The following is a 25,057-nucleotide window of genomic DNA, read 5'->3' on the forward strand; positions in this document are numbered from 1 at the left end:
CACGGTCCGGTGCTGTCGCACCCGGCCCGACCGGCGTCGAATCCGCCGCGCTTTCGCCCGGTCGCTACGGGCACGGTGTGGTTAGCTGATCATGTGCTGTAAGTCGGACAAATATCCCGCCCGAATGAACTCAGGAGGTCCGATCATGCCCACCCGTGATTCCGCGTGGCCGCAGGGCACACCGTGCTGGGTCGACTGTTCGGTGGACGACCCGGCCGCCGCCCGCGAGTTCTATTCGCGCCTGCTGGGATGGGAGGTGCTCGACGGCCCGCCCGAGGCGGGCGGATACCTGATGGCGATGCTGAACGGACGCGCCGCGGCCGGAATCGGTCCGAAGATGGGCGACGGGCCCATGCCGTCGGTGTGGACCACCTATTTCGCCGCCGACGACGTGGACGCCGTCGCGGCGGCCGTCAGCGCGGCGGGTGGCACGGTGTACGTGCCGCCGTTCGACGTGATGGAGGTGGGCCGCATGTGCGTGGCCGCGGACGGCGACGGCGCCGTCTTCGGGGTCTGGCAGGCCAAGGCGCACACCGGGGCCGAGATCTGCAACGAACCGGGCGCGTACTGCTGGAACGAGTTGCACACCAACCGGTTCGCACAGGCGAAGCAGTTCTACCTGAGCGTCTTCGGATGGTCGTACCACACCGTCAGCGATACCGACCGATTCCGCTACGCCACCTTCTCCACCCCGGGTTCCGCCGCCGAGGTGGGTGGCCTCATGGACTCCACCACCGTGCCCGGCGAGACGCCGTCCTACTGGCTGGCCTGGTTCCAGACCGCCGATGCCGACACCAGCCTCGCCACGGCGCGCGAACTGGGCGCGAACGTGCTGATGGGCCCGGAGGACAGTGCGTTCGGGCGCATGGGCATCGTCCAGGGCCCGCAGGGTGAGGTGTTCGGACTCATCGACACCACGCGCACGGTCGGCGACGCCCCAACCAGCTGATTCCGGCCCCGGAGCACCGGGCCGCGAACGACCCGATGCCCGACCGTCGGCACCTCGGCGCGACCGATCCACCGTCCGCGCGGTGCCGGACGGCCCGGGGTGATCCACCCGTTTCGGACGGTTTGCCGATCGGTCGCCGACACTTGCGATCAAACAACAACCGGACCACCCGGTTCTTGGTATCTTCTGCCCGGAGCGCCGCCGTCCACCGGGCTTGGAGCTCGGGACGTGGATATCGCGGCGCTGTCGCGCGATCTGGAGGAGTCAGTCCGAACGTTCCGAACAAGGAGTGTGCGCCTTGTCTTTTCGAACTACCCGATCGTCCTCGACAACCTGGGGCCTGGCAGCGGCCGCCGTGCTGGCCGCGTCCGCAGCGCTGTACACCGCGGACGCGCCCCCGGCCGCCGCCGCCCCGAACGCCTGCCCCGACCTCAATGTGATCGCCGTGCCCGGCACCTGGGAGACCTCCCGGGAGGAACCGGGCCAGGGCATGCTGGCCCAGGTCACCCAGGGCTTGCCGGGCAATGTGCGCACCGACTACGTGACCTATGCGGCCACCGCCCTGCCGTGGGAGGGCGCGGTCTACGGCCGGTCCAAGAAGGAGGCCGTCGACACCGCGCGCGGCCTGCTCTCCGCCACCGCGGCCCGGTGCGACGCAACGCGTTTCGCGCTCATCGGCTACAGCCAGGGTGCCGATGCGGCCGGCGATCTGGCCGCCGAGATCGGCACCGGATTCGGTGTGGTGCCGCCGGACCGGATCGCGGCGGTCGGCCTGATGTCGGATCCGCGCCGCTCCCCCGCCGACGCGCTGGTGGGCCCGCCGGTGCCCGGCGCGGGTGCGGGCGGGGCGCGTGTCGGCGGCTTCGGCTGGCTGTCGGACAAGGTGCGCACCTTCTGCGCGGAGGGTGATCTGTACTGTTCGGTGCCCAATGACGATCTCGCCGGGCGCTTCGCGGGCTTCGCCACCCAGTTGTCCGCGCCGGATCCGCTGCAGGTCGGCAATTACGCCTACACGCTGCAATCGATTCTGGCCGAGGCGCTCATTCCGGGCGGCACCGCCATTCTGGCCGCTCCGGCCGAGGATCCGGCCGGTGAGCAGTGGGTGCGCCAGGTGCAGGAATTCCTGATCTCCGGTGTGCACCAGTCCTATCCGCGCTATGTGGTGGACGGTAGCGGTGCGACCGCCACGCACTGGCTGCACAACTGGCTGGCCGACGTGGCCGTGGCGGACTGAGCGTCACCCCGCACCGGCGGATGTGCGCGCCCGCAGCCGGTCGTAGCCGAGGGTGGTCGCGACGCCCAATCCGACCGCGATCACGACACCGAGCGTGCACATCCCCACCGCGCGGGTCAGGCCCGCGTCGGCGCGGGCGTCGAAGTACAGGATCGAGCGGATACCGAGATAGACCTGATGCATCGGCTCGAATCGCGACAGTGCCCCGTATGCCGGCGGCGTGGCCTCGATGGGCACGATGCCGCCGGACGACGGCAGCCCCAGGGCCAGGAAGAGCAGCATATTGATGGGCATGCCGAGGGTGTTGAGCACCGGCAGCCGCAGCGCCGTCGCGGCGGTGGCGACCACCGTCAGAATGGTCATGGCGGTCATGCCGATGGCGAGTGAGGCATAGGCGCTGAACAGGTAGAGCGCCGTGTGATGGTCCATCGGCATGCCCAGCGCCGCGGCGATGAGCTGGTAGACACCGGCCATCACCACCGCCACCACGCCCGCGAGTCCCCACTTGTAGAGCAGCACCCGCCACCGCGAGATCCCGGTGTCGTGCGCTACGGCCGCGTCCACGCCGCCATTGATGAGCAGACTGCCGGTGAATCCGGCGAAGACCACCAGCAGCGTGTAGTAGAAGGCCGAGATGCCATTGGCGCTGCCCGCGGGCAGTGGATGGAATTCGACGACCGACATCCGGAAGGGTTCGGCGAGGGTGATCAGGGCGGCGTCGGTCAGCGGCGCCCCGTTCGCCCGCGCCCGGTTCAGCACGTCCGCGCCGAGTTCACGGTTGGCCCGCTCCAGCACCGGATCCACGAGCCGTACCGCCAACGAGACCGCCGTGGCACCGGTGCGCGGATTGGTCCGGATCTCGACCACCGGCGCCGCGCCCACGCCGGTGTGCTGTTCGAGGGCGGTCACCCGGGTGCTGAAGTCGGCGGGAATCACGATGGCGGCGTACGCCTTTCCCGCCGACAGCACCGATTCCGCGGTCGCGGCGTCGGTCGCCCGGAGGCTGACCTGATCACCCCGCAGCCCGGCGGTCACCGTATCGGCCACGGCGGCGCCGTACTCACCCCGATCCTCGTTCACCAGCAGCAGCGGGAAGTCGTGCAGATTGCGCTGCGGATCGAGGATGCTGGCCAGATACGACAGCGCCAGCAGACTCAGCAACCCCATCGCGACCAGCAGTGGAACCGCCCAGAGCTGATGTTCTCGGCGGGGTGGGACCGGATTCGGCGCGTCGGTCGGCACTCAGCCGACGCTAGCAGCACACCCGGGGCGAACGTTCGCGGTGGGTGGTCAGTCGCCGGTCAGGGCGGCGTAGCCGGTGGCGTCCAGCAGCGCACCGGTGGTTTCGACCCGCACCCGGAACAGCCAGCCCGCACCGTACGGGTCGGAGTTGACCGTATCCGGATCGTCGACGACCGCGGCGTTGATCTCCACGACCTCGCCCGTCACCGGCGAGTACAGGTCGCTGACGGATTTGGTGGACTCGATCTCACCGCAGACCTCCCCCTGCGCGACACGGTCGCCGACGGCGGGCAGTTGCACGAAGACCACGTCGCCGAGCGACGAGGCGGCGAAGTCGGTGACGCCCACGGTGGCGGTGCCGTCGACGACATGCAGCCACTCGTGCTCTTCGGTGTAGCTCAGATGTTCGGGAAAACCCATGATGGACGACCTCTTTCAGGAGCGGGAGTAGAAGGGCAGGGCGGTGGTCTCGACCGGTTCGCGACGGCCGCGCACGTCGATGGTCAAGGCCGTGCCGGGGGCCGCGTGGTCGCGGTCCACCATGGCCATGGCGATGGGCACGCCCAGGGTCGGGGAGAGCGCACCGCTGGTGACCACGCCGACCGCTCGGTCGTCGGCGTAGATCTCGTAGCCGTGGCGACCGGCGCGGCGGCCGGATCCGATGAGTCCCACCAGCGTTCGGCCGCCGCCCGCCTGCTCGCGGGCGGCCAGCGCGGCGCGCCCGACGAAAGTGCCGGGCTTGTCGAACTTCACGACCCGGCCGAGGCCGATGTCGAACGGAGTCACACCGACATGGAGCTCGTTGCCGTACAACGGCATTCCCGCCTCCAACCGCAGGGTGTCGCGGCAGGCCAGACCCGCGGGCAGCAGGCCGTGCGATGCCCCGGCCGCGCTCAGCGCCCGCCAGATGTCGGCGGCCCGCTCGGGCGCGCAGTACACCTCGAAACCGTCCTCACCGGTGTAGCCGGTGCGTGCCAGCAGCGCATCGACTCCGGCGATCCGGGCGGGCATGCCGGCGTAGTACTTCAGCGGACTCGGATCGACATCGGTCACGGCTCCGACGATCGCCGCCGAGCGCGGCCCCTGCACCGCGATGAGGGCGTAGTCGGTCGAACGGTTCGCCACCTCGGCGGCGAAGCCGTGTGCCCGATCACGCAGCAGGATGTAGACGATCTCGGCATTGGCGGCATTGGCGACCACCAGGAACCGCTGCTCGGCCAACCGGTACACCACCAGATCGTCGAGGACGCCGCCGTTGTCGTGGCAGAGCATGGTGTAGCGGGCGCGACCGACCGGCACCGCCGACAGCCGCCCGACCAGTGCGAAGTCCAGCATGCGCGCGGCCTCCGGCCCGGACACCTCGATCTCGCCCATATGCGAGAGGTCGAAGATCCCGGCGGCCTCCCGCACCGCACGGTGCTCGGCGAGTTCGCTGCCGTAACGCACGGGCATCCGCCATCCGGCGAAGTCGATGAAGACGGCGCCGTGCTCGGCGTGGACGGCTTCCAAGGGTGACGACGTGCGGGTGGGCACGCCGTCGCGAGCGACAGTCATGGGAGGTCCTCGAGTCGACCGGGACGCGACCCGGTGTCCGGAACTCCCCCTCTGTCATGGGACCTGAGAGCTTCACCGCCGCAGGCGGTTTGCACCGTGGGTGAGGCGCTCGGTGCGCCTGCTTTCCAGAGTGGCCTGGTCGATGCGGTACCTGTACCTGAGAGATTCCGGGGAGTTTGCTCCTTCGGCGCCCCGCTGCCGGGGACTCTCCCGCTACGACTCGTCGCGGCCCGATATGCGGTTGTGGCGGTCAGCATAGGCGAAGACCGCGCGCGAGGCATCCTTCGCCCCGCGCGCGGTCGCCGATCCCGGTGGGTGCGGCGGTCTTGGCGTCGGGTCACGCGGCACCGCGCCGGGTCGGTTCACTTCCGCGGTGCTGCCGCCCGCAGGAAGAACATGAGGTTGGCGGGCCGCTCGGCCAGGCGCCGCACGAAGTAGGCGTACCACTGGTCGCCGAAGGGCACGTACACCCGCAGCCGCTGTCCCAGTCCCGTCAGCCGGGCCTGTTCGTCCGCGCGCACGCCGTAGAGCATCTGGTATTCGAAGTCGTCGGTGCCCCGCCGCGCGGTGGTGGCCAACAGCGCGGCCGACCCGATCAGGGCCGGATCGTGGGTGGCGACCATGGGATACCCCTTGCCCGCCATGAGGATTCGCAGACAGCGCAGGTAGGCCGCGTCGACGTCGCGGCGGCCGCGGTGGGCGACGGTCGCGGGTACGTCGTAGGCGCCCTTGCACAGCCGGATGCGCGCGCCCGCGTCGGCGAACTCCTCGCAGTCGGCCTCGGTGCGGCGCAGATACGCCTGGAGCACCGTGCCCACCGTGTCCGGGTGGTCGCGGCGCAGTTCGCGCACGATGGCCAGGGTGGAATCGGTGGTGGTGTGGTCCTCGGCGTCGAAGGTCACCCAGATGCCCCGCGCGGCGGCGGCCTCGACAATGGTGCGGGCGTGGGCGAGGGCGGTGTCCTGCCCGGTACCGGGCAGCGACCGGCCGAGGGCCGACAGCTTGACCGACACCTCGAGTGGCCGCGGACGGTCGTCCGGCGTATCGGACCCGAGTTCCGACAGGGCGCGCAGCAGCGTCTCGTATTCGCGCACCACCTGCCGGGCCTGTTCGGGGCGGGTGATGTCCTCGCCGAGATGGTCGACGGTGACCGAGCGGTGCTGCTGCCGCAGTGCCCGCACCACCGCCAGCACGGCGGCGGTGGTGTCGCCCGCGACGAAGCGGTCGACGAGGCCGCGGGTCACCGGCATGCGGGTGACGGCCTGCTCGAGGCGCGCCGAACGCGCGGCGGCCAGCAGCGCCGGTCGCAGCGGATTGCGCGACATGCTCATCGTCCCTCCTCGGATTCCGGTCGCTGGTGCGGATACTCGTGCGATCGGGCGGGGACGAAGGTCTCCTTGATCGAGCGCGGCGAGGTCCAGCGCAGCAGGTTCAGCGGCGATCCGGCCTTGTCGTTGGTGCCCGACGCGCGTGCGCCGCCGAACGGCTGCTGCCCCACCACCGCACCGGTGGGCTTGTCGTTGACGTAGAAGTTCCCGGCCGCGAAACGCAAAGCCGCGCCGGCCTTGTCGATGGCGTGGCGGTCCTGGGCGAGGATCGCCCCGGTGAGCGCGTAACCGCTGCCGGAGTCGACCATCCGCACTGCCTCGTCGAAGGAGTCGGCGCGGCTGTCGTCGTAGACGTGCAGGGCGAGAATCGGTCCGAAGTACTCGGTGGCGAAGGCCGCGTCGGTGGGATCGTCACCGAGCAGCAGGGTCGGCGCGATGAAGTAGCCGACGCTGTCATCGTAGGTGCCGCCCGCCGCGATGGTCAGTCCGGCGGTGGCCTTGGCCCGCTCGATGGCGGCGGCATTGCGGTCGAAGGCACGGCGATCGATCACGGCCCCACCGAAATTCGTGAAGTCCGTGATATCCCCGTAGGCCAGCGAGCCGATCCGTCCGATCAGCTCGTCACCCATGCGTGCCCACAGCGAACGGGGGACGAAGGCGCGCGAGGCGGCCGAGCACTTCTGCCCCTGGTATTCGTACGCGCCGCGGATCAGCGCGGTGATCAGGACTTCCGGGTCGGCGGAGGGGTGGGCGAGCACGAAATCCTTGCCGCCGGTCTCGCCGACCAGTCGCGGATAGCCGTGGTAGCGCTCGATGCGGCTGCCAACCTCGCGCCATAGGTGCTGAAAGGTGCTGGTGGAGCCGGTGAAGTGGATGCCGGCGAGCCGCGGATCGTGCAGCGTCACCTCGGAGACCTCGGGGCCGTACCCGTGCACGAGATTGATCACGCCCGGCGGCAGTCCGGCGGCCTCGAGCAGGCGCATGGTGTGGTAGGCGGCCACGGCCTGGGTGACGGAGGGCTTCCACACCACGGTATTGCCCATGAGCGCGGGGGCGGTCGGCAGATTGCCCGCGATGGCCGTGAAGTTGAACGGCGTCACGGCGTAGACGAACCCTTCCAGGGGCCGGTGGTCCATCCGGTTCCACACCCCCGGCGCGGAATTGGGCTGCTCCGCCAGGATCTGCCGCGCGAAGTGCACATTGAACCGCCAGAAGTCCACCAGTTCGCAGGGTGCGTCGATCTCGGCCTGGTAGGCGGTCTTCGATTGGCCCAACATGGTTGCGGCGGCGATGGTTTCGCGCCAGGGACCGGCCAGCAGGTCGGCGGCGCGCAGGAAGACCGCCGCACGTTCGTCGAAGGGCAGTTCCCGCCACGCGGGCGCGGCGGCCGTGGCCGCGTCGACGGCCGCCTGCGCATCGGCCGCGTTCGCCGTGGTCAGCGTACCGAGTACGGCGGCGTGCCGATGAGGTTGCACCACATCGACACGCTCTCCGCCTCCGGTCCGATGCACGCCGTCGATGACGTGGCGGATGTCGGTGGGCTCGGCCGACAGCGTGTCGAGCGCCGTGCGCAGGCGGGCCCGCTCGGGGCTGCCCGGCGCGTACTGATTCACCGGTTCATTGGTCGGTGCGGGCACCGTGGTGATCGCGTCCATGTCGAGCAATAAACCCGAAAACCGCCCCCCTGTGATTGGCCGATCGGATGAAATGAGACAGAGGATTTCGTTCGATGCGATGACGAGGATGAGCATGCGACTATCGCTGGATGGCAGCCGTGCGTAGTTCCATTCCCCTGGCCGAGCTGCTGTCCGCGCTGACCGATGCCGTCGCCGAACTCGTGGACGCCCCCGCGGGCACCGCGGTCGGCATCGGTTCGGTCGCCTTCCTGGATACCGGCGACCTGACCGCAGAACCCCCACCCGCCCGTGCGCTGCCACACCTGTTTCTCCAGGTCAGCGCGAGCATCGAGGACGCCGTCCGCTGGCTCGAGCTGCTCTCAGACGGCTGCCCCGTCGAGCTGCGGCCGCGCGCGGTCTTCATCAAGGACGCCGACACCCTGCCCGATGTGCGCGCCGCCGCCCGCGCCGCCGGTGTGGCACTGGTCAGCGTCAACCCGCAGGCGCGCTGGGAGATGGTGCACGCGCTGGTCAACCGCATCATTCGCGCGGGCGGCACGCCCCATTCGGCCGGTGCGCCCGGTGCGCTGACGCCCGACACCGATCTCTTCGGGCTCGCGCAGACCGTCGCGGAATCAACGGGTGGTCTGGTCTCGATCGAGGACGAGCAGTCCCGGGTGCTGGCCTATTCCGCCGACAGCACCGAGGACGCCGACCCGGTGCGGCGACTCTCGGTCCTCGGCAGGCAGGGGCCGCCGGGTTACCTGCGCTGGTTGCAGCGCACGCACGTCTTCGAACGGCTGCACAGCTCCGGCGACGTGGTGGAGGTGCCGGCCAACGGCGAATGGGAGACCCGGGGCCGCCTGGCCATCGGCATCCGCGCACACGGACGTCCGGGCGATCGACCGGAGCCGCTGGGCACCATCTGGGTGCAGGAGGCCGCTGCGGCGCTGCCCGCCGACTGCGCCGACGTCCTGCGCGGGGCGGCCGCCATCGCGGCCCGGGTGCTGTGGCGGGCCCGGCACGCGCCCAGCACGGACACCCTGCTCATCCAGCGGCTCTTCGGCGAGCACGGCGGCGATGTCGACATCCCCTCCGTGGCGGCTACTTTCGGCATCGCCGCCGAGGGCAGCGGCGCGGTGGTCGGCTTCAGCTGCGCCGACCGCACCCGCCCCGACGACGCCGCCATCCGCCGCGCCGCCGTCACCCTGCGTCTCCATGCCAGCAGCTTCCGACAGGACTGCATCACCACGGTGATCGACAGCCGCCCCTATGTGCTGTTCCCCGAACACCATTCGATCGACAGCGTCGAGTCGTGGACCCGCCAGATCATCCTCCGCCTGGAGGAGCAATCGGGCTCTCCCCTGCGCGCCGCCATCAGCGCCCCCGTCGCCGGACTGGCCGACGTCGCCCGCGCCCGCGCCGAGGTGGACCGCGTTCTCGACCGCACCGCCGCCCTCCCCCACACCGAACAGGTGACCACCCTCGCCCGCTCCCGCACCACCGTCCTCCTCGGCGAAATCCTCACCCTCATAACGAACAACCCGCAACTGCGCGACCCGCGCCTGGACACCGTCATCGACTACGACGCCCGCTATTCCGCCGAACTACGCGACAGCGTCGAACAGTATCTCCGCTGCCACGGCGATGTACGCACGGCGGCACGCCTGCTGCGAATCCACCCGAACACCCTGCGCTACCGCCTACGCCGAGCCGCACATATCCTCCACATGGATCTCGACGACCCGGCGGATCGACTGCTATTGGAACTCCAACTCGCCGCCGACCGGGAGAAGCGCGGAGAGACACGTTGAGGAGATCAACCGGGCGCTGGATCGCCGCACAGCCGTCCGGTCACTCCCGCGAACGCATGATCCGACGGTGACCCGTTTCAGGAGGAGGCCACCGCAGCGGGCGATTCCGCATTCGTCCGTCCGGTCAGCTCCACCGACCGGATACGATCTTCGATCTGTGTGGCGTGGTGGGCGAGGATGAGTTCGTCGGCCTGGATGTCGGCGGCGAATTCCTGCAGGTACGACTGCACCTCGGCAGGGGTGCCGGCGGCGGTGTACTGGGTCATGGCCGCGAGGTGGCGGCCGTTAGGGGATGCCAGGAAGGCGTCGATCTCGGCGTCGGTGAAGTCGTGGCCGGCGGCGCCGCGTTTGATCATCGCACGGGTGCGGGCGCGGTAGGCGATGGTCTGCTGCTCGACCGCCGCGTCGTGGTCCTCGGCCGCGAAGACGTTCACACCGGCCATGACGTACGGTTCGGGCTGCTGCTCGGAGGGGCGGAAGGTGTCGCGGTAGACGGTGACCGCCTGGTGCAGGGCGTCGGGGGCGAAATGGGAGGCGAAGGCGTAGGGCAGGCCCAGGTGGGCGGCCAGCTGGGCGCCGAAGAGGGAGGAGCCCAGGATGTAGAGGGGGACAATGCCTTCGGCGCGGGGAACCGCCTGAACGCCGGGGATGCGGGAGTCGCCGCTCAGGTAGCCCTGGAGTTCCAGCACGTCCTGGGGGAAGGAGTCCGCGGAGGAGTGGTCGCGGCGCAGGGCGCGCATGGTGGTCTGGTCGCTGCCGGGCGCCCGGCCCAGTCCGAGATCGATGCGGCCCGGGTAGAGGGTTTCCAGGGTGCCGAACTGTTCGGCGATCACCAGCGGCGAATGGTTCGGCAGCATGATGCCACCCGCGCCGACCCGAATGCTCTCGGTCTTGGACGCCACATGGCCGATGAGCACACTGGTCGCGCTGGAGGCGATGGACTTCATATTGTGGTGCTCGGCGTACCAGACCCGGCGATACCCGCTGCGTTCGGCGGCCCTGGCCAGGGCGACGCTGTTGTCGAAGCTGTCGCGGGCCGACTGGCCGCGCGCGATGGTCGCGAGATCGAGGATCGACAGTGCGAAGGGCATAGGAGGGGCAACGCCGCGAGGGTCCCGCGATATTTCGCCGCCCGCTGTGACCTGGCGTTCAGTCCGGCGGGTGGACGCGCGGGCCGATGACGGCGAGTGCCGTGTCCACCGCCACGTCGATGACGCCGGTGACCGGCTCCCCCGCCTCGATGGTGGTGGCGATCAGCTCCCGGAAACCGCCGTAGAGGATGGTGGCCATCTGCCGGGTGGGCGGATGCAGGTCGGCGGCCTGGAATTCCGGTGAGGCGGTGAGGTTCTGGATGAGGGTGATGAAGGCTTCGGCCTCGATCTGATGCTGCCGGTGCGCGCCCTCGCCGAGTGCGGGCGACTCCCGGATCCAGACCAGGCTGATGGCCAGGTCCTCCTCGGTGGAGTCGATCCACGCCCGCACGGCCTGCCGGATCTGCACCCGCCACGGGGCGGCGACGTCCACGGCCGCGTAGATCCGCGCGATGGTGCGCTGGTTCCACTCCTCGAGGACCGCGATGAAGCAGTCCTCCTTGCCGGTGAAGTGCTCGTAGAAGGTGCGCCGCGAGGTGCGGGCGCGGCGAACCACGTCGGCGACCGTGGTGTCCCTGTAGCCCCGTTCGCGCACCGACTCCACCATGCCGTCGAGGAGGCGACGCCGGAATCCGGAATCCGGCGTCGCCGCGCTGATGTTCGAGGTCGCGGGCTCGGCACGGGTCACGAAGCTCAGCGTAGTTGCTCGGCCCGGACCGCCGACCGCACGAACCGCACGGCCGTCCCCGATGTGGCCGTGCCGGAGAGGATGAGCTCGCGAGCGTCGACGGTACGGTCGGACTCCGGAGCGCCGCCGGATCCGGTCGGCGAATCCGTCTGCCGCGTGCGGCGGCACACGGACGCCCACGGCTACGACCGATCCGGCAACACGTCCTGGATACGGTGTGCCGCACCGATTCCCGACCGTCCCGCTCCGACGATGAGCACATCGATGTGCCCGCTCATGCCGTGACCTCGGAGGTCCGCGCCGGTTCGGGCAGTTCCACCACACGCTCGCGCTCCGGCCGCACGCGCCTGCGCACCACGGCGCGGCCCTTCTTCGCGGGCACCAGTGCCACGCCGCGGAAGTGCGGGCGTTCATCGGGAGCGGCGGTGGTCTCGAGGGTGAAGTCACGCAACAGCGTGCGCAGCACGATATTCAACTCCAGGCTGGCGAAGGACGCGCCGATGCAGCGTCGCGCACCGCCGCCGAAGGGAATCCAGGTCCAGGTATGGGGCCGCACGCCGAGGAACCGGTCCGGATCGAAGGTGCGGGCGTTGGGGAACAGTTCCTCGTTGTCGTGCACCAGGCGGATATTGACCAGTACCTTCTGACCGCGCGGCAGCGTCCAGCGCCCGAGCTGGAAGGATTCCGCGCGGATCTGGCGCGGCGTCGCGTCGATCACCGGCCGTACCCGCTGCACCTCCACCAGGGTGGCCTCACGCAGTTCCGAACCGCCCGCGTCGACCTCCTCGACCAGCCGGCGCAGGATGTCGGGATGCCGCCGCAGTCGCTCGACCGTCCACGCCAGGGTGGTGGCGGTGGTCTCGTGTCCCGCGGTGAGCAGGGTCAGCAGTTCGTCGGCGATATCGCCGCGGCTCATGGCCGAGCCGTCGTCGTAGCGGGTCTGCACCAGCATGGCGAGTACGTCGTTGCGGTCCGACAGCTCGGGATCGCCGGTGGCACGGTCGATGAGCCGCCCGACGATATCGTCGTAGGCGCGCCGGTGCGCGGCGAAGCGGGCCCACGGGCCGTAGTTCCCCAGGAAGCCGCGCGGTATCGGCAACGCCGCCAGCGCCGAGCCGACCAGCACCAATTTCGGTAGCAGGGAACGCAATTCGTCGAATTCGGAGCCCTCCGCTCCGAAGACCGCACGCAGGATCACATTCAGCGTGATCCGCATCATCGAATCCATGGTGGCGAATTCGACGCCTTCGGGCCAGTTCGCCATCTCCCGGACGGCCTCGTCCTCGATGAGCTGCTCGTAGACGGCAAGACGCCGCCCGTGGAAGGGCGGCGTCAGGAGTTTGCGCTGTTTCCGATGTTCCTCGCCCTCGAGCGAGAAGAGCGAGCCCGGCCCGAGCACCTGGCCGAGATTGACGTCGACGGTGTCGACCTGATCCGTGCTCGCGGTGAACAGTGCCTTCACCTCCGCCGGATCCGACAGCACTACCGTCGAACCGAAGCGTGGCATCTGGACCGTGAAAGCCGAACCGTATCGCCGATGCCAGCGCCGCCAGGCGCGTGTGCGGCCGCCGAGTATCTGTATCCCGTGGACGAATCCGGGCGTGGACGGCCCGGAAGGCAGTGTCGGAGTGGACATATGCCACCTCTCCCCGTGGTACTCCCATGTACCACTCGCACGGTACGCTTACGTACCAGCTGTGGCAAGGGTCACTCCGGGGAGCGGCGGGCGCGCGAGATCAGCAGGTGGTCGGTACCGGATCGCCGCGGAATCGGGCTTCCACGTAATCCCATGCCTCCGGGAATCCGGCGACGGCGGTGGTCAGGTGCTCGGCGATGTCGTACGGGCGGAACATCAGCGGCACCCCGGCCGCGCAGTACCGTTCGGCGACCTCGGCCACCGGACCGAAATGCGTCATGGTGTCGAACCGGCCCTGCCAGAAGAAGGTCGGCACGGTGGGAATCCCGTCGTGGTAGCGCAGGCTGTTCTCGCGCAGCACCGCATGCGCCTCGGGGCTGTTCATCATGTCCTTGGACGCGGCGAGCTGTTCGGCATTGCGGGAGACGCCGTGGAAGAGCAGGAAGCGACGGCAGGCGTCCTTGGTGAAATCCCGGAACCACAGGCCGTTCTCGTTGAGCTGGTCCGATACCGGCAGACGCTGCGGGTATTCGCGCTCCAGTCCCATGGCGGCCGCGAAGGCCAGGCCGAATCCGGGATGCGGGTCGAATCCCAGGGCAAGGGCCATCTCCCGCAGATCGGCCGGAATTCCGCCCGCGACGACCGCGGTCAGCTTCAGATCCGGTGCGTAGGTGGGTTGCAGTGCGCCCGCCCACGCCGTGGCCATCCCGCCGCCGGAGTACCCGGCCAGCACCACCGGCACCGAACCGAGGCCGAGTTCGGTGGCCTGGCGGACGGCCTTGACGCTGTCGAGGGTCACCATACCGCCGAGCCGCGCCGCGCCGTAGGCGACATGCGGCCCCAGGTAGTCGGGTAGGGAGATGGCCCAGCCGCGCCCGATGGGCAGCATCGCGCCCACCGCGTCCTGGAGTTCACCGTTGAACAGCGAGCGCGACGGATTGCACTGCGCGCCCAGGGAATTGATCAGGGCCTGATAGGAGACCAGCGGCGGGTTCGCCACTCCGCGCGGCAGCAGGACCGTGGTGACGCCCATGATGGGGTCGCCACCGGAGTTGGTGGAACGGAAGGCCACCTGCCACATGTCGGTACCGACGTAGGGCCCGGAGTCGATGCGCCGGATCCGCACCACGTCACCCGGCTTCTTGTCGGTCAGGTCGTCGGGGGCGTGGTAGAAGGGGTCCGGGTCGGGTGTCGGGTACAGCGGCGAGGCACCGGAGGGCGAGGCCAACGCGCCGATCGACAGGACAGTCATCACCAAGATCATCAGCTTGGTCGCGGCTCTGATCACGGGCGAAAACTACTTCCAATTGGGCGTTTTGCCCAAATCGCCGGGCAAATTTTCGTCGAGAATACAAAAGACCGAGGTCAGCACTATCGGATATCACAGCGCCCGGGGCCCGTTCGGGGACCGGCACATCCGGTCCCCGGCATCGTCCTACGCCGAGGATGGTTCGACCGGGGCGGCCAGCCCCGCCAACCGGTGCGGCGCGAGCAGTTCGGCCACGGCCTCCGGGGACAGCAGGCCGAGTTCGGTCGCGATATCGCCCACATACCGCCCGGTCACCAATGCCTGCTTGGCGATGGCAGCGCTGGCCGCGTAGCCGATCCGGGGTGCCAGCGCGGTGACGATGCCGACCGAGCGGCGCACCCCGGCCTCCAGATGATCGCGATTGGCGGTGATTCCCGGAACGCACCTGGTGGCCAGCGCGTCCGCCGCCGCGATGAGATGGGTGGTCGTCTTCAGCAGGCTGTAGGCGATGATCGGTTCGAAGGCGTTGAGCTGCAACTGCCCGGCCTCGGCGGCCATGGTGACGGTCAGGTCGTTGCCGATGGCCTCGAAGGCGATCTGATTGACCAGCTCGGGAATGACCGGGTTGACCTTGCCCGGCATGATCGACGAACCGGCTTGCCGGGCGGGCAGCCGGATCTCCCCGAAACCGGTGGCCGGGCCGGAGGACATGAGCCGCAGATCGTTGCAGGTCTTGGACAGCTTCACCGCGACCCGCTTGAGAATGCCCGACACCTGCACGAACGCCCCCGCGTCCTGGGTGGCCTCGATGAGGTTCTCCGCGGGTGTCACCGTCTCCCCGGTGATCTCACTCAGGTGCGCGCAGGCCAGCGCGGAGTACCGCGGGTGGCCGTTGATCCCGGTCCCGATGGCGGTGCCGCCGAGATTGCTCTCGCACAGCAGCGCCCGGCCCTCGTCGAGCCGCTGGCAGTCCTCGCGCACCATGACCGCGAAGGTGGCGAACTCCTGGCCGAGGGTCATGGGGACGGCGTCCTGGAGCTGAGTGCGGCCCATCTTGATGACATCGGCGAATTCCACCGATTTGGCGTCGAAGGCGTCGGCGAGCCCGGCCAGCGCCGCCGAGAGCTTCCGAATGTGCTGCACCACGGCCAGATTCACCGCGGTCGGGTAGACGTCGTTGGTGGACTGCCCGAGGTTCACATGGTCCAGCGGGTCGAGTTCGGCGTAGTGGCCGCGCTCGAAACCGAGGATCTCCAGCGCCCGATTGGCGATGACCTCGTTGGCGTTCATATTCGTGGAGGTGCCCGCACCGCCCTGGATGGGGTCGATGGGGAACTGGTCGTGCAGCCGACCGTCGCGGATCTCCGCACAGGCCCTGTCGATGGCGTCGGCGCGGCGCGCGTCGAGCACGCCCAACTCCCGATTCGCCCGGCAGGCGGCCTGTTTGACGGCTGCGAGGGAGCAGATGAGCGCCGGATAGTTGCCGATGGCGTCACCGGTGACGGTGAAGTTCTCCAGGGCGCGCGCGGTGTGCACGCCCCAGTAGGCGTCGCGCGGCACCGACAGGGAGCCGAGGGAGTCGCTGTCGATACGGGTGTCGTCGGTCATGGTTCGCTCCAGATCCTCTCAGTGCGCGGCATAGGCGTGGTGCAAGCTCGAATCGCGCGCCGCCGGAGACGGATTCGAGAGTTCACCGAGCAGATTGGTCTCCATGGCGTGCCGCAGTCGCGCACCGCAGAACCCGCTGTCCACCAGATGGGACAGTTTGGCCAGCGCGGCCTCCCGGGTCATGTCGCCACCGCTGATCACGCCCGCGTCCAGCAGTGCGCGTCCGGGCTGATAGCGAGCGAGATCCACACCCCCGCTGTCGCATTGGGTGATGACCACGACCGGCGTTCCGCGCAGGATGGCGCGGCGCAGCGAATCCATCATGTCCGTGCCGTGCAGCGGCGCGGTGCCGGAGCCGTAGCACTCCAGCACCAGGCCGCCGCGATAGTGATCGACGGCGGCGTCGAGCAGGGCGGCGTGCAGGCCGGGGAATACCGTCAGCAGGCCGACCGGCCCGCGCGCCTCCCGGGGCCGCGACGCCTCGGGCAGGACGGCGGGTACCGGGGGCGGCGTCAGCGCCCGAATGGTGGTGAAGCCCTCGTAGTCCTCGACGGCGCGCTTGGAGGCCCGCACCGCCGGGTGCAGGCCCGCACCGAAGGCCAGGTAGGTGCCCGGATCGGTGCGCGCCACAATCGATTTCAGCGCCAGGCGCAGATTGTCGCGGGCATCGCTGCCGGGCTGTCCGAGCGGGATCTGCGCACCGGTCAACAGGATCGGGATCGCGCAGCCGCGCAGTTCGAACGCGATCCGCGCTCCGACGTAGGCCATGGTGTCGGTGCCGTGGATGACGATGACGCCCTTGGGCCGTCCCGAGGCGATCCCGGCGCGCACGCGTTCGGCGATGCGGCGGCCGGTGCCCGCGTCGGCCTGCGCACTGTCGATGACCGGGTCGAGTTCGCTGTACCGGTAGCCCACCGACAGCCCCGCCGCGGCTTCGAATTCGGCGACGATCTCGGCGATGTCGGCCCCGATTCCCGCCCGGGGGCGCATACCCGCCCCCTGGTCGACCATGCCGAAGGTGCCGCCGGTGTAGAGGATGTCGATCACGGCCGCTCCACCGGTGCCAGCACGTCGTGGTCGAGCCGATCGCGCACCCGGTACCAGCCCACCACCATGGCGACGGCCACGGCCAGGAAGGCGACCACGGTGATCCGCCCGATCTCTTCGTCGAAGATCATGAGCACCACCACTCCCACCAGGAAGGCCAGTGTCGCGATATTGAGGACGGGGGCCAGCGGCAGGCGGAAGTCGGGCCGGGTGTAGTCGCCGCGTTCGGCGCGGCGCACGAAGATCCAGTGACAGATCATGATCGACGCCCAGGTGCCGACGATGCCGAGCCCGGCCAGGTTCAGCACGATCTCGAACGCCTTGTGCGGCATCACGAGGTTGAGCACCACCCCGGCGATCCCCACGGCGCTGGTGATGAGGATGCCGCCGTAGGGCACCCCCTGCCGGTTCATGCGCGCGGCGAAACTCGGTGCGGTACCGGCGACGGCCATGGATCGCAGGGTGCGTCCGGTCGCGTAGAGGCCCGCGTTCAGGCTGGACATGGCGGCGGTGAGCACCACCAGGTTCATGACGTCCCCGGCGTGCGGGATGCCGACCTTGCTCATGACCGTGACGAACGGACTCTCGCTGGCCGAGTAGGCCGTCCACGGCAGCAGCAGCGTGAACAGGATGACCGATCCGGCGTAGAACAGGATGATCCGCCACATGATGGAATTCACCGCGCGCGGCACCACGCCCCGCGGATCATCGGACTCGCCCGCAGCCACGCCGATCATCTCGGTACCGCCGAAGGCGAACACCACGCCCAGGGCGATGGTGAGCATGGGGGCCAGCCCCTGCGGGAAGAGTCCGCCGTTGTCGGTGATGGTGGCGATGCCCGGCACGTTGCCGTCGATCGGGGTGCCGGTGACGATGAGCCCGACCGACACCAGCATGAAGATGACGATGGTGCCGACCTTGATCAGCGCGAACCAGAACTCCATCTCGCCGAACAGGCGCACCGACACCACATTCAGCGCGACCACCACGGCCAGGGCGATGAGCGCCAGCACCCACTGCGGAATCGCGGTGAACATGGACCAGAAGTGGGCGTACAGCGCCACGGCGGTGATATCGGCGACCAGCGTGGTCGACCAGTTCAGGAAGTACAGCCAGCCCACGGTGTAGGCCCCGCGTTCGCCCATGAATTCGCGGGCGTAGGAGACGAAGGCTCCGGAGGAGGGCCGGTACATGACCAGCTCGCCCAGTGCGCGCACCACCATGAAGGTGAACAGGCCGCACACGATGTAGACGATGGCCAGCGACGGTCCGGCCAGGGCCATCCGGCCGCTGGCGCCGAGGAACAGGCCGGTGCCGATGGAGCCGCCGATGGCGATCATCTGCATATGCCGCTTGCGCAGCTGTTTCTGATAGCCGACATCGCCGATATCGAGCGTGGGCGCGGTCGTGGGCGCGGGCGCGGTGGCCGTGCGCGCCGACGGTTCGTCGTGCATGGAAACCTTCCTCGGGCGGACCCAGCCTGTGCGGCGACCGGCGAGCGGAAGATGCCAAGCTGTCAGGCTGTAAGACAGGCTGACAGTAATGGCGGTCACATCGCGCTGTCAATGTCGGCTGTCCATATCGGCGACACTCGCCGTTCACGTTTTGACCCTCCCCGGCCCCGTACCCATACTGATCGCGTGACGGTCGAAGAAGGACAGGTGCAGCGCATCGGCGCTACCGAAGCGGTCTTTCGACGACTCAAGAGCCTCATCCAGGGTGACGAGTACGCCGTCGGCGACCGGCTGCCCGGAGAACTCGCCCTCGCCAAGGAGTTCGGGGTGAGTCGCCCGGTGGTGCGCGAGGCACTGCACGCGTGCGCGACCCTGGGCCTGACCGAAACCCATACGGGGCGCGGCACATTCGTCATCTCCAAGAAGGAGAATCCGCGCCTGACCTTCGCGGGCGTCGACGCCGAGGACCTGATCGAGGCGCGACGACTGGTAGAGATCCCCACCGCCGGGTACGCCGCGCAGCGCCGCACCGAGGAACAGCTGCGCCACCTGTTCGACATCCTCGACCACCTGGCGAACGCCACCGACGACCGCGAATGGGTGCGCTACGACGGCGAACTGCACACCGCCATCGCCGCCGCCAGCGGGAACACCATGCTCACCACCTTCGTGGCCGACACCCGCAGCGCCCTGGACCTGCAATCGGAATTCCTCAACCTCACCCAGGACCGGCGCACCGACTCCGATCGCGAACACGAGGCCATCGTCCGCGCCATCGAGGCCCGCTCCGCCGACGCCGCCCGCGCCGCCATGACCGAGCACCTGGAACGGGTGGCCGACACCATCGCCCGCATCGGCGACTGATCGACAACCGGCGGTCTTCCGCCCGATTGCCCGCGCGCATCGTGCCGCGGAACACACCCGCCCCCGGTTTCGGTGAACGCCCGGCGACCGGCATGCCGGGTAGTCTGGACATTTGGTCACCGCAGAGTTCGCTCATTGGTAACCCAAGTGTGAAACAACGAATGCCGAAACGTTGGGGAGTGCTGTGAGAGGTGGTCAGGGCGTGATGCCGCAGCCGGATACGGATACCGCGGAGGGTGTGAACCCGATGCTGCGGGCCACGCTCGCACCGCCGGCTCGCACCCTGGTCGACATCCTCGCCGCCACCGCCTTGGCCCACCCCGACGCCCCCGCCGTCGACGACGGCGAGGCGGTGCTCAGCTACGCCGAACTGCTGGCCGAGGTCGACGCCACCGTGGCGCGACTGGCGGCGGCGGGCGTGCGCGCCGGTGATCGCGTCGGCGTGCGCATGCCCTCGGGCACCCGCGACCTCTACATCACCATCCTGGCCGTCCTGCACGCCGGCGCCGCCTACGTCCCGGTCGACGCCGACGATCCGGACGAGCGAGCCCGCCTGGTCTTCGGCGAGGCCCGGGTCAGCGCGATCGTCACCGCCGCCGGAATCGAAAGCACCGGCACGGCAGCGGATTCGCCTGCGGCCGCACCGCCCACGGCCACCACTCACCCGACAGCACCGGCACGGCCCGAAGATTCGGCCACCACGGGTCCGGCCGCCGTGGCCGCAGGGGCGACGGCCACCGCGTCTGCGAGCACGAGCACGACAAGCACGATGGCCACCCACTCGGCGAGTACGGCCGGGGTGGGCAGCGCCTCGACCCGAGCCGCGGAGGCGACCGCGGTGGGCGACGTCCGCCCGGCGAACTCGGTCGCGGCCCCCCTGCCCGAGGACGACGCCTGGATCATCTTCACCTCGGGGTCCACGGGGACGCCGAAGGGTGTCGCGGTGACGCATCGCAACGCGGCCGCGTTCGTGGACGCCGAGGCGCGGATGTTCCTGCCGGACGCGCCGATCGGGCCGGGTGATCGGGTGCTGGCCGGACTGTCGGTCGCCTTCGACGCCTCGTGCGAGGAGATGTGGCTGGCGTGGCGGCACGGCGCGTGCCTGGTGCCCGCACCGCGCGCGCTGGTGCGCACCGGCGCGGATCTGGGGCCGTGGCTGGTGCGCCGCGAGATCAGCATCGTGTCCACCGTCCCGACGCTGGCGGCCACCTGGCCCGCGGAGGCGCTGGATTCGGTGCGGCTGCTCATCTTCGGCGGCGAGGCGGTGCCGCCGGAGCTGGCGGAACGGCTGGCCGGGAACGGGTCCGGGGAGCGCGATACGACCCGCGAGGTGTGGAACACCTACGGCCCCACCGAGGCCACCGTGGTGGCCTGCGGCGCCCTGCTCGACGGTTCCTTCCCGGTGCGCATCGGCCTGCCGCTGGACGGCTGGGATCTGACCGTCGTGGACGGGGACGGCAATCCGGTGGCCGAGGGCGAATCCGGGGAACTCGTCATCGGCGGCGTCGGGCTGGCGCGCTATCTGGATCCGGCCAAGGACGCGGAGAAGTACGCGCCACTCCCCTCGCTCGGCTGGGAACGTGCGTACCGCAGCGGCGATCTGGTGCGCAATGACCGCGCGGGCCTGGTCTTCCTGGGTCGCGCGGACGATCAGATCAAACTCGGCGGCCGCCGGATCGAACTGGGTGAGATCGACAATGCCCTACAGCACCTGCCCGGGGTGACGGGCGCGGCCGCCGCCATCCGAACCACCAAGGCGGGCAACAAGATCCTCGTCGGCTACCTGACCGGACCGACCGCCGACTACGATATGGCCGCCGCCAGAGCCCTACTGGCCGAACGGCTTCCGGCCCCGCTGGTCCCCCGCCTGGCCGTGGTCGCCGACATGCCCACCCGCACCTCCGGCAAGGTGGACCGCGACGCACTGCCCTGGCCGCTGCCCAAGGCCGCCGCCGATCCGGCCGATTCGGGGCTGTCCGCGACCGAGCGATGGGTGGCCGGTCTCTGGGACTCCATTCTCGGAGCCGAGGTCAGCGACCACACCTTCGACTTCTTCGATCTGGGCGGCGGCTCACTGGCCGCCGCACAACTGGTGGCCGCCCTGCGCGAACGCCACCCGCGCGTCACCGTCGCCGACCTCTACGACCATCCCCGCCTGGGCGCGCTGGCCGCCTTCCTCGACGACAGCGCCCCCGCCGACGCGGTGTGCGAGCGGGTCGTGCACCCGGTGCCGCTGCCCGCCCAGCTGTTCCAGGTGCTGGCCACCGTTCCACTCACCACGCTCACCGGCCTGCAGTGGCTCACCTGGCTGGGCATCGTCGGCAATATCGCCGCCTGGTCCGGCTCGCTGCCGTGGCTGCCGCACCTGTCGTGGTGGTGGGCCCTGGTCGCCTTCCTGCTGTTCATCTCCCCGCCCGGCCGCATGCTGCTGTGCGTGGCCGGTTCCCGGCTGCTGCTGCGCGGCGTCGCGCCGGGCAGCTATCCGCGCGGTGGCAGCGTCCATCTGCGGCTGTGGACCGCGGTGCGGCTGTCCGAGGCCAGCGGTGCGGAGAACCTGTCCGGCGCACCATGGATGGTGCCGTTCGCGCGCGCCCTCGGCGCGACGATCGGCAAGGGCGTCGACCTGCACACCCTGCCGCCGGTGACCGGCATGCTGGAACTCGGCGACGGATGCAGCGTCGAACCCGAGGTGGATCTGTCCGGCTACTGGATCGACGGCGATGTGGTGCACATCGGCCCGATCGTCATCGGGCCGGGTGCGGTGGTCGGCGCGCGCTCGATCCTGTTACCGGGCAGCAGGATCGGCAAGCGGGCCGAGATCGCGCCGGGCTCGGCGGTGTCGGGCAAGGTGAAGGCCGAACAGGAGTGGGCGGGCTCCCCCGCGGTGAAGGTCGGCAAGGCGCGGCACCGCTGGCCCGACCACGCCCCCGCCCGCGCCGCGCACTGGGTGGCGATCTTCGGCATCACCTCCATGGTGCTGGCGGCGGTGCCGATCCTCGGGCTGGCCACGGGCGGTGCGTTCATCGCCTGGTGCATTCGCGACACCGCCACCCTGACCGCCGGGCTCGGCCGCGCTGTCGCCGTGCTTCCGGTCGCCACCCTGCTGAGTCTGGGCGTGTACGCGGCGGTGACCATCCTCGCGGTCCGCCTGTTCGGCATCGGGCTGCGGGAGGGCTATCACCCGGTGCGCAGCCGGATCGGCTGGCAGGCGTGGGCCACCGAACGCCTGCTGGACTCGGCCCGCACCTTCCTGTTCCCGCTCTATGCCAGCCTGCTGACCCCGATCTGGCTGCGCCTGCTCGGCGCGAAGGTCGGCAAGCGGGTGGAGGCGTCCACGGTGCTGCTGCTGCCCAAGTTCACCACCGTCGCCGACGGCGCGTTCCTGGCCGACGACACCATGATCGCCAGTTACGAACTCGGCGGCGGCTGGCTACGCATCGGTGAGGCCAAGGTCGGCAAGCGCGCCTTCCTCGGTAATTCCGGGATGACCGCGCCCGGTCGCCGGGTGCCCAAGAACGGCCTCGTCGCGGTGCTCTCGGCCGCACCCTCCAAGGCCAAGGCGGGATCGTCGTGGCTGGGCAGTCCACCGGTGCGGTTGCGCCGGGCCGCCGAGAACGCCGATACCGCGCGCACATTCGATCCCCCGCCGCGCCTGCGCCTGGCCCGCGCGGTGGTGGAGACCTGCCGCCTGATTCCGGTGCTGGTGACCTTCGCCATCGGTCTCGGCGTGCTGTTCACCCTGGCGTGGCTCGCCCGCACCCTGGGCCATCTGCCCGCCGCGCTGCTGAGCGGACTGGTGCTGATGGCGGCGGGCGCGGTCGCCGGAGTCGCCTCCGTGGTGGCGAAATGGCTGCTGGTGGGGCGGATTCGAGCCGAGGAGCATCCGCTGTGGAGTTCGTTCGTGTGGCGCAACGAGGTCGCCGACACCTTCGTGGAACATGTCGCCGCGCCCTGGTTCGCCCGCGCGGCGACCGGTACGCCCGTACTCAATCTCTGGTTGCGCGGACTCGGCGCGACCATCGGGCGCGGGGTATGGTGCGAGTCCTATTGGCTCCCGGAGGCGGATCTGGTGACACTCGGTGACGGCGCGACGGTGGAACGGGGCTGCGTGGTGCAGACCCACCTGTTCCACGACCGCATCATGGCCATGGACACCGTAACCCTGCATGCCGGAGCGACTCTCGGCCCGCACTGCGTCGCCCTGCCCGCCGCCGTCATCGGCGCGGGCGCGACCATCGGCCCGGCCTCGCTGGTCATGCGGGGCGACAGCGTGCCGCCGTCCACCCGGTGGTGGGGCAATCCGATCGCGCCGTGGCCGGGTGTGGAAGCGGCGCGATGATCCGCGACAAGTTCTACGAGGATCCGATCGACGACTACCTGCCGCAGAACGGCAATCGCGGATACCGGGTGTCGCGCTACGAACTGGAACTGGTCTACAAGGTCGCCAGCAACCGGCTGGCGGGGCGCGCGGCCATCACGGCCGTCACCACCGGGGTGTGGGATCGGTTCGCGTTGGACCTCTCCCAGGCGCTGAATGTGTCGAAGGTGTTCGTCAACGGCTCGAAGGCGGCGAAGTACAGCCACCAGCGCGGCAAGCTGGTGATCACGCCGCAGCAGAAGATCCCCTCGGGCGGCGCGCTGCACCTGGTGGTCCAGTACGCGGGGGTACCGAAACCGGTGCGCGGTCCGTGGGGCGAGGTCGGCTGGGAGGAACTGTCGGAGGGTGCGCTGGTCGCCAGCCAACCCAATGGCGCGGCGTCCTGGTTTCCGTGTGACGATCATCCGAGTTCCAAAGCCAGCTACCGGATTTCGATCACCACGGACTCGCCGTACTACGCCCTGGCCAACGGCACCCTGATGCGCAAGTTGACCAAGGCCAGCCAGACCACCTGGGTGTACGAGCAGCCCGAACCCATGTCCAGCTATCTGGCCACCATCCAGATCGGGCACTACCGCAAACAGCGCATCGACGCCCCGCACGGATCCGTGCCCATGCAGGCGGTGCTGCCACCGCGCCTGCGCGTGGATTTCGACCACGATTTCGCGCGCCAGCCCCGCATGATGGAGGTGTTCACCGAGAAGTTCGGGCCGTACCCGTTCGAGGGCTACACCGTCGTCGTCACCGATGACGAGCTGGAGATTCCCATCGAGGCCCAGGGCATCTCGGTCTTCGGGGCCAACCATTGCGACGGGCGGCGTGGCTCCGAACGCCTCGTCGCGCACGAACTGGCCCACCAGTGGTTCGGCAACAGCCTCACCATTCGCCGGTGGCGCGATATCTGGTTGCACGAGGGCTTCGCCTGTTACGCCGAATGGATCTGGTCCGAGGCCGCCGACGGACCCACGGCCGATCAGCTCGCCCGCGCCGCCCGCCACAATCTGGCCCGCGAACCGCAGGACATTCGCGTCGGCGATCCCGGCCCCACCCGCATGTTCGACGATCGCGTCTACAAGCGCGGCGCGCTCACCCTGCACGCCCTGCGCCTCGAGCTGGGTGAGCGCGCCTTCTTCGACCTGTTGCGCGAGTGGACCGCCCGCTACCGGCACGCCTCGGTCACCACCGACGAATTCACCGATCTGGCCGGGCATTACAGCACGGTGCCGCTGCGCTCGTTCTGGGAGAGCTGGCTCCGCGACGAGCCGCTCCCCCAACTGCCGCCGCACGGCGGTTGAACGGTACCGC

18 protein-coding genes and 1 riboswitch are annotated in these 25,057 nt (G+C 69.7%); of the genes, 6 read left to right on the forward strand and 12 right to left on the reverse strand.

Annotated elements, in window-relative coordinates:
- The first annotated feature begins 145 nt into the window (after window positions 1-145).
- Together QJS31_RS01265 and QJS31_RS01270 are read left to right on the forward strand one after the other, a co-directional pair.
- Entirely contained in the window at window positions 146-949 is an 804-nt protein-coding gene (locus QJS31_RS01265; protein WP_282782386.1) for a VOC family protein, read from the forward strand.
- Between the two features lie 298 nt (window positions 950-1,247).
- Window positions 1,248-2,183: a cutinase family protein gene (locus QJS31_RS01270; protein ID WP_306355748.1), complete on the forward strand. Its 936-nt coding sequence runs from the start codon at window positions 1,248-1,250 to the stop codon at window positions 2,181-2,183.
- Window positions 2,184-2,186: 3 nt separating this feature from the next.
- Here QJS31_RS01270 and QJS31_RS01275 read toward each other — a convergent pair whose 3' ends face one another.
- From QJS31_RS01275 to pruA, 5 genes are all read right to left on the reverse strand, one after another.
- A complete protein-coding gene (locus QJS31_RS01275; RefSeq protein ID WP_306355749.1) occupies window positions 2,187-3,425 on the reverse strand; it encodes a YhgE/Pip domain-containing protein in 1,239 nt (412 codons plus the stop codon).
- 48 nt (window positions 3,426-3,473) lie between these two features.
- On the reverse strand, window positions 3,474-3,848 hold the full coding sequence (gcvH, locus tag QJS31_RS01280; RefSeq protein WP_372341533.1) for a glycine cleavage system protein GcvH: 375 nt from the start codon (window positions 3,846-3,848) through the stop codon (window positions 3,474-3,476).
- A gap of 12 nt (window positions 3,849-3,860) precedes the next feature.
- The gene (gcvT, locus tag QJS31_RS01285; protein ID WP_282786522.1) at window positions 3,861-4,979 is read right to left on the reverse strand and encodes a glycine cleavage system aminomethyltransferase GcvT; all 1,119 of its coding nucleotides are present in this window, start codon (window positions 4,977-4,979) and stop codon (window positions 3,861-3,863) included.
- Window positions 4,980-5,114: 135 nt separating this feature from the next.
- Window positions 5,115-5,202: riboswitch (glycine riboswitch) on the reverse strand.
- A gap of 139 nt (window positions 5,203-5,341) precedes the next feature.
- A complete protein-coding gene (locus tag QJS31_RS01290; protein ID WP_306355751.1) occupies window positions 5,342-6,310 on the reverse strand; it encodes a proline dehydrogenase family protein in 969 nt (322 codons plus the stop codon).
- A complete protein-coding gene (gene pruA / locus QJS31_RS01295; protein ID WP_306355752.1) occupies window positions 6,307-7,962 on the reverse strand; it encodes an L-glutamate gamma-semialdehyde dehydrogenase in 1,656 nt (551 codons plus the stop codon). Before pruA ends, QJS31_RS01290 begins: the two co-directional genes overlap by 4 nt.
- Before the next feature lie 110 nt (window positions 7,963-8,072).
- Between pruA and QJS31_RS01300 the strand changes: the two genes are divergently transcribed.
- Complete coding sequence (locus QJS31_RS01300) at window positions 8,073-9,737, forward strand: CdaR family transcriptional regulator (RefSeq protein WP_282785639.1); 1,665 nt, start codon at window positions 8,073-8,075, stop codon at window positions 9,735-9,737.
- Between the two features lie 77 nt (window positions 9,738-9,814).
- Here QJS31_RS01300 and QJS31_RS01305 read toward each other — a convergent pair whose 3' ends face one another.
- The 7 genes from QJS31_RS01305 to QJS31_RS01335 form a co-directional block, all read right to left on the reverse strand.
- Window positions 9,815-10,828 carry an LLM class flavin-dependent oxidoreductase gene (locus QJS31_RS01305; protein WP_282785640.1) on the reverse strand — a complete coding sequence of 338 codons (1,014 nt, stop codon included), beginning with the start codon at window positions 10,826-10,828 and terminating at the stop codon, window positions 9,815-9,817.
- 58 nt (window positions 10,829-10,886) lie between these two features.
- Complete coding sequence (locus tag QJS31_RS01310) at window positions 10,887-11,516, reverse strand: TetR/AcrR family transcriptional regulator (protein ID WP_306355753.1); 630 nt, start codon at window positions 11,514-11,516, stop codon at window positions 10,887-10,889.
- Window positions 11,517-11,790: 274 nt separating this feature from the next.
- The gene (locus QJS31_RS01315) at window positions 11,791-13,152 is read right to left on the reverse strand and encodes a cytochrome P450 (RefSeq protein WP_306355754.1); all 1,362 of its coding nucleotides are present in this window, start codon (window positions 13,150-13,152) and stop codon (window positions 11,791-11,793) included.
- A 100-nt stretch (window positions 13,153-13,252) separates the two neighbouring features.
- Window positions 13,253-14,416, reverse strand: coding sequence for a lipase family protein (locus QJS31_RS01320; RefSeq protein ID WP_282776410.1), 1,164 nt, complete (start codon window positions 14,414-14,416; stop codon window positions 13,253-13,255).
- Between the two features lie 171 nt (window positions 14,417-14,587).
- Window positions 14,588-16,009 carry an aspartate ammonia-lyase gene (locus QJS31_RS01325; RefSeq protein WP_282776357.1) on the reverse strand — a complete coding sequence of 474 codons (1,422 nt, stop codon included), beginning with the start codon at window positions 16,007-16,009 and terminating at the stop codon, window positions 14,588-14,590.
- A gap of 18 nt (window positions 16,010-16,027) precedes the next feature.
- Complete coding sequence (locus tag QJS31_RS01330; RefSeq protein WP_282776355.1) at window positions 16,028-17,056, reverse strand: asparaginase domain-containing protein; 1,029 nt, start codon at window positions 17,054-17,056, stop codon at window positions 16,028-16,030.
- Complete coding sequence (locus tag QJS31_RS01335; protein ID WP_282776353.1) at window positions 17,053-18,510, reverse strand: amino acid permease; 1,458 nt, start codon at window positions 18,508-18,510, stop codon at window positions 17,053-17,055. Before QJS31_RS01335 ends, QJS31_RS01330 begins: the two co-directional genes overlap by 4 nt.
- Window positions 18,511-18,696: 186 nt before the next feature.
- Between QJS31_RS01335 and QJS31_RS01340 the strand changes: the two genes are divergently transcribed.
- From QJS31_RS01340 to QJS31_RS01350, 3 genes are all read left to right on the forward strand, one after another.
- Window positions 18,697-19,374: a FadR/GntR family transcriptional regulator gene (locus tag QJS31_RS01340; RefSeq protein WP_039813102.1), complete on the forward strand. Its 678-nt coding sequence runs from the start codon at window positions 18,697-18,699 to the stop codon at window positions 19,372-19,374.
- 205 nt (window positions 19,375-19,579) lie between these two features.
- Complete coding sequence (locus tag QJS31_RS01345) at window positions 19,580-23,713, forward strand: Pls/PosA family non-ribosomal peptide synthetase (protein WP_306355755.1); 4,134 nt, start codon at window positions 19,580-19,582, stop codon at window positions 23,711-23,713.
- On the forward strand, window positions 23,710-25,047 hold the full coding sequence (locus tag QJS31_RS01350) for a M1 family metallopeptidase (RefSeq protein ID WP_306355756.1): 1,338 nt from the start codon (window positions 23,710-23,712) through the stop codon (window positions 25,045-25,047). Before QJS31_RS01345 ends, QJS31_RS01350 begins: the two co-directional genes overlap by 4 nt.
- The last annotated feature ends 10 nt before the right edge of the window (window positions 25,048-25,057 follow it).

The organism is Nocardia sp. CC213A (genome assembly GCF_030766805.1).
GTDB lineage: Bacteria > Actinomycetota > Actinomycetes > Mycobacteriales > Mycobacteriaceae > Nocardia > Nocardia otitidiscaviarum.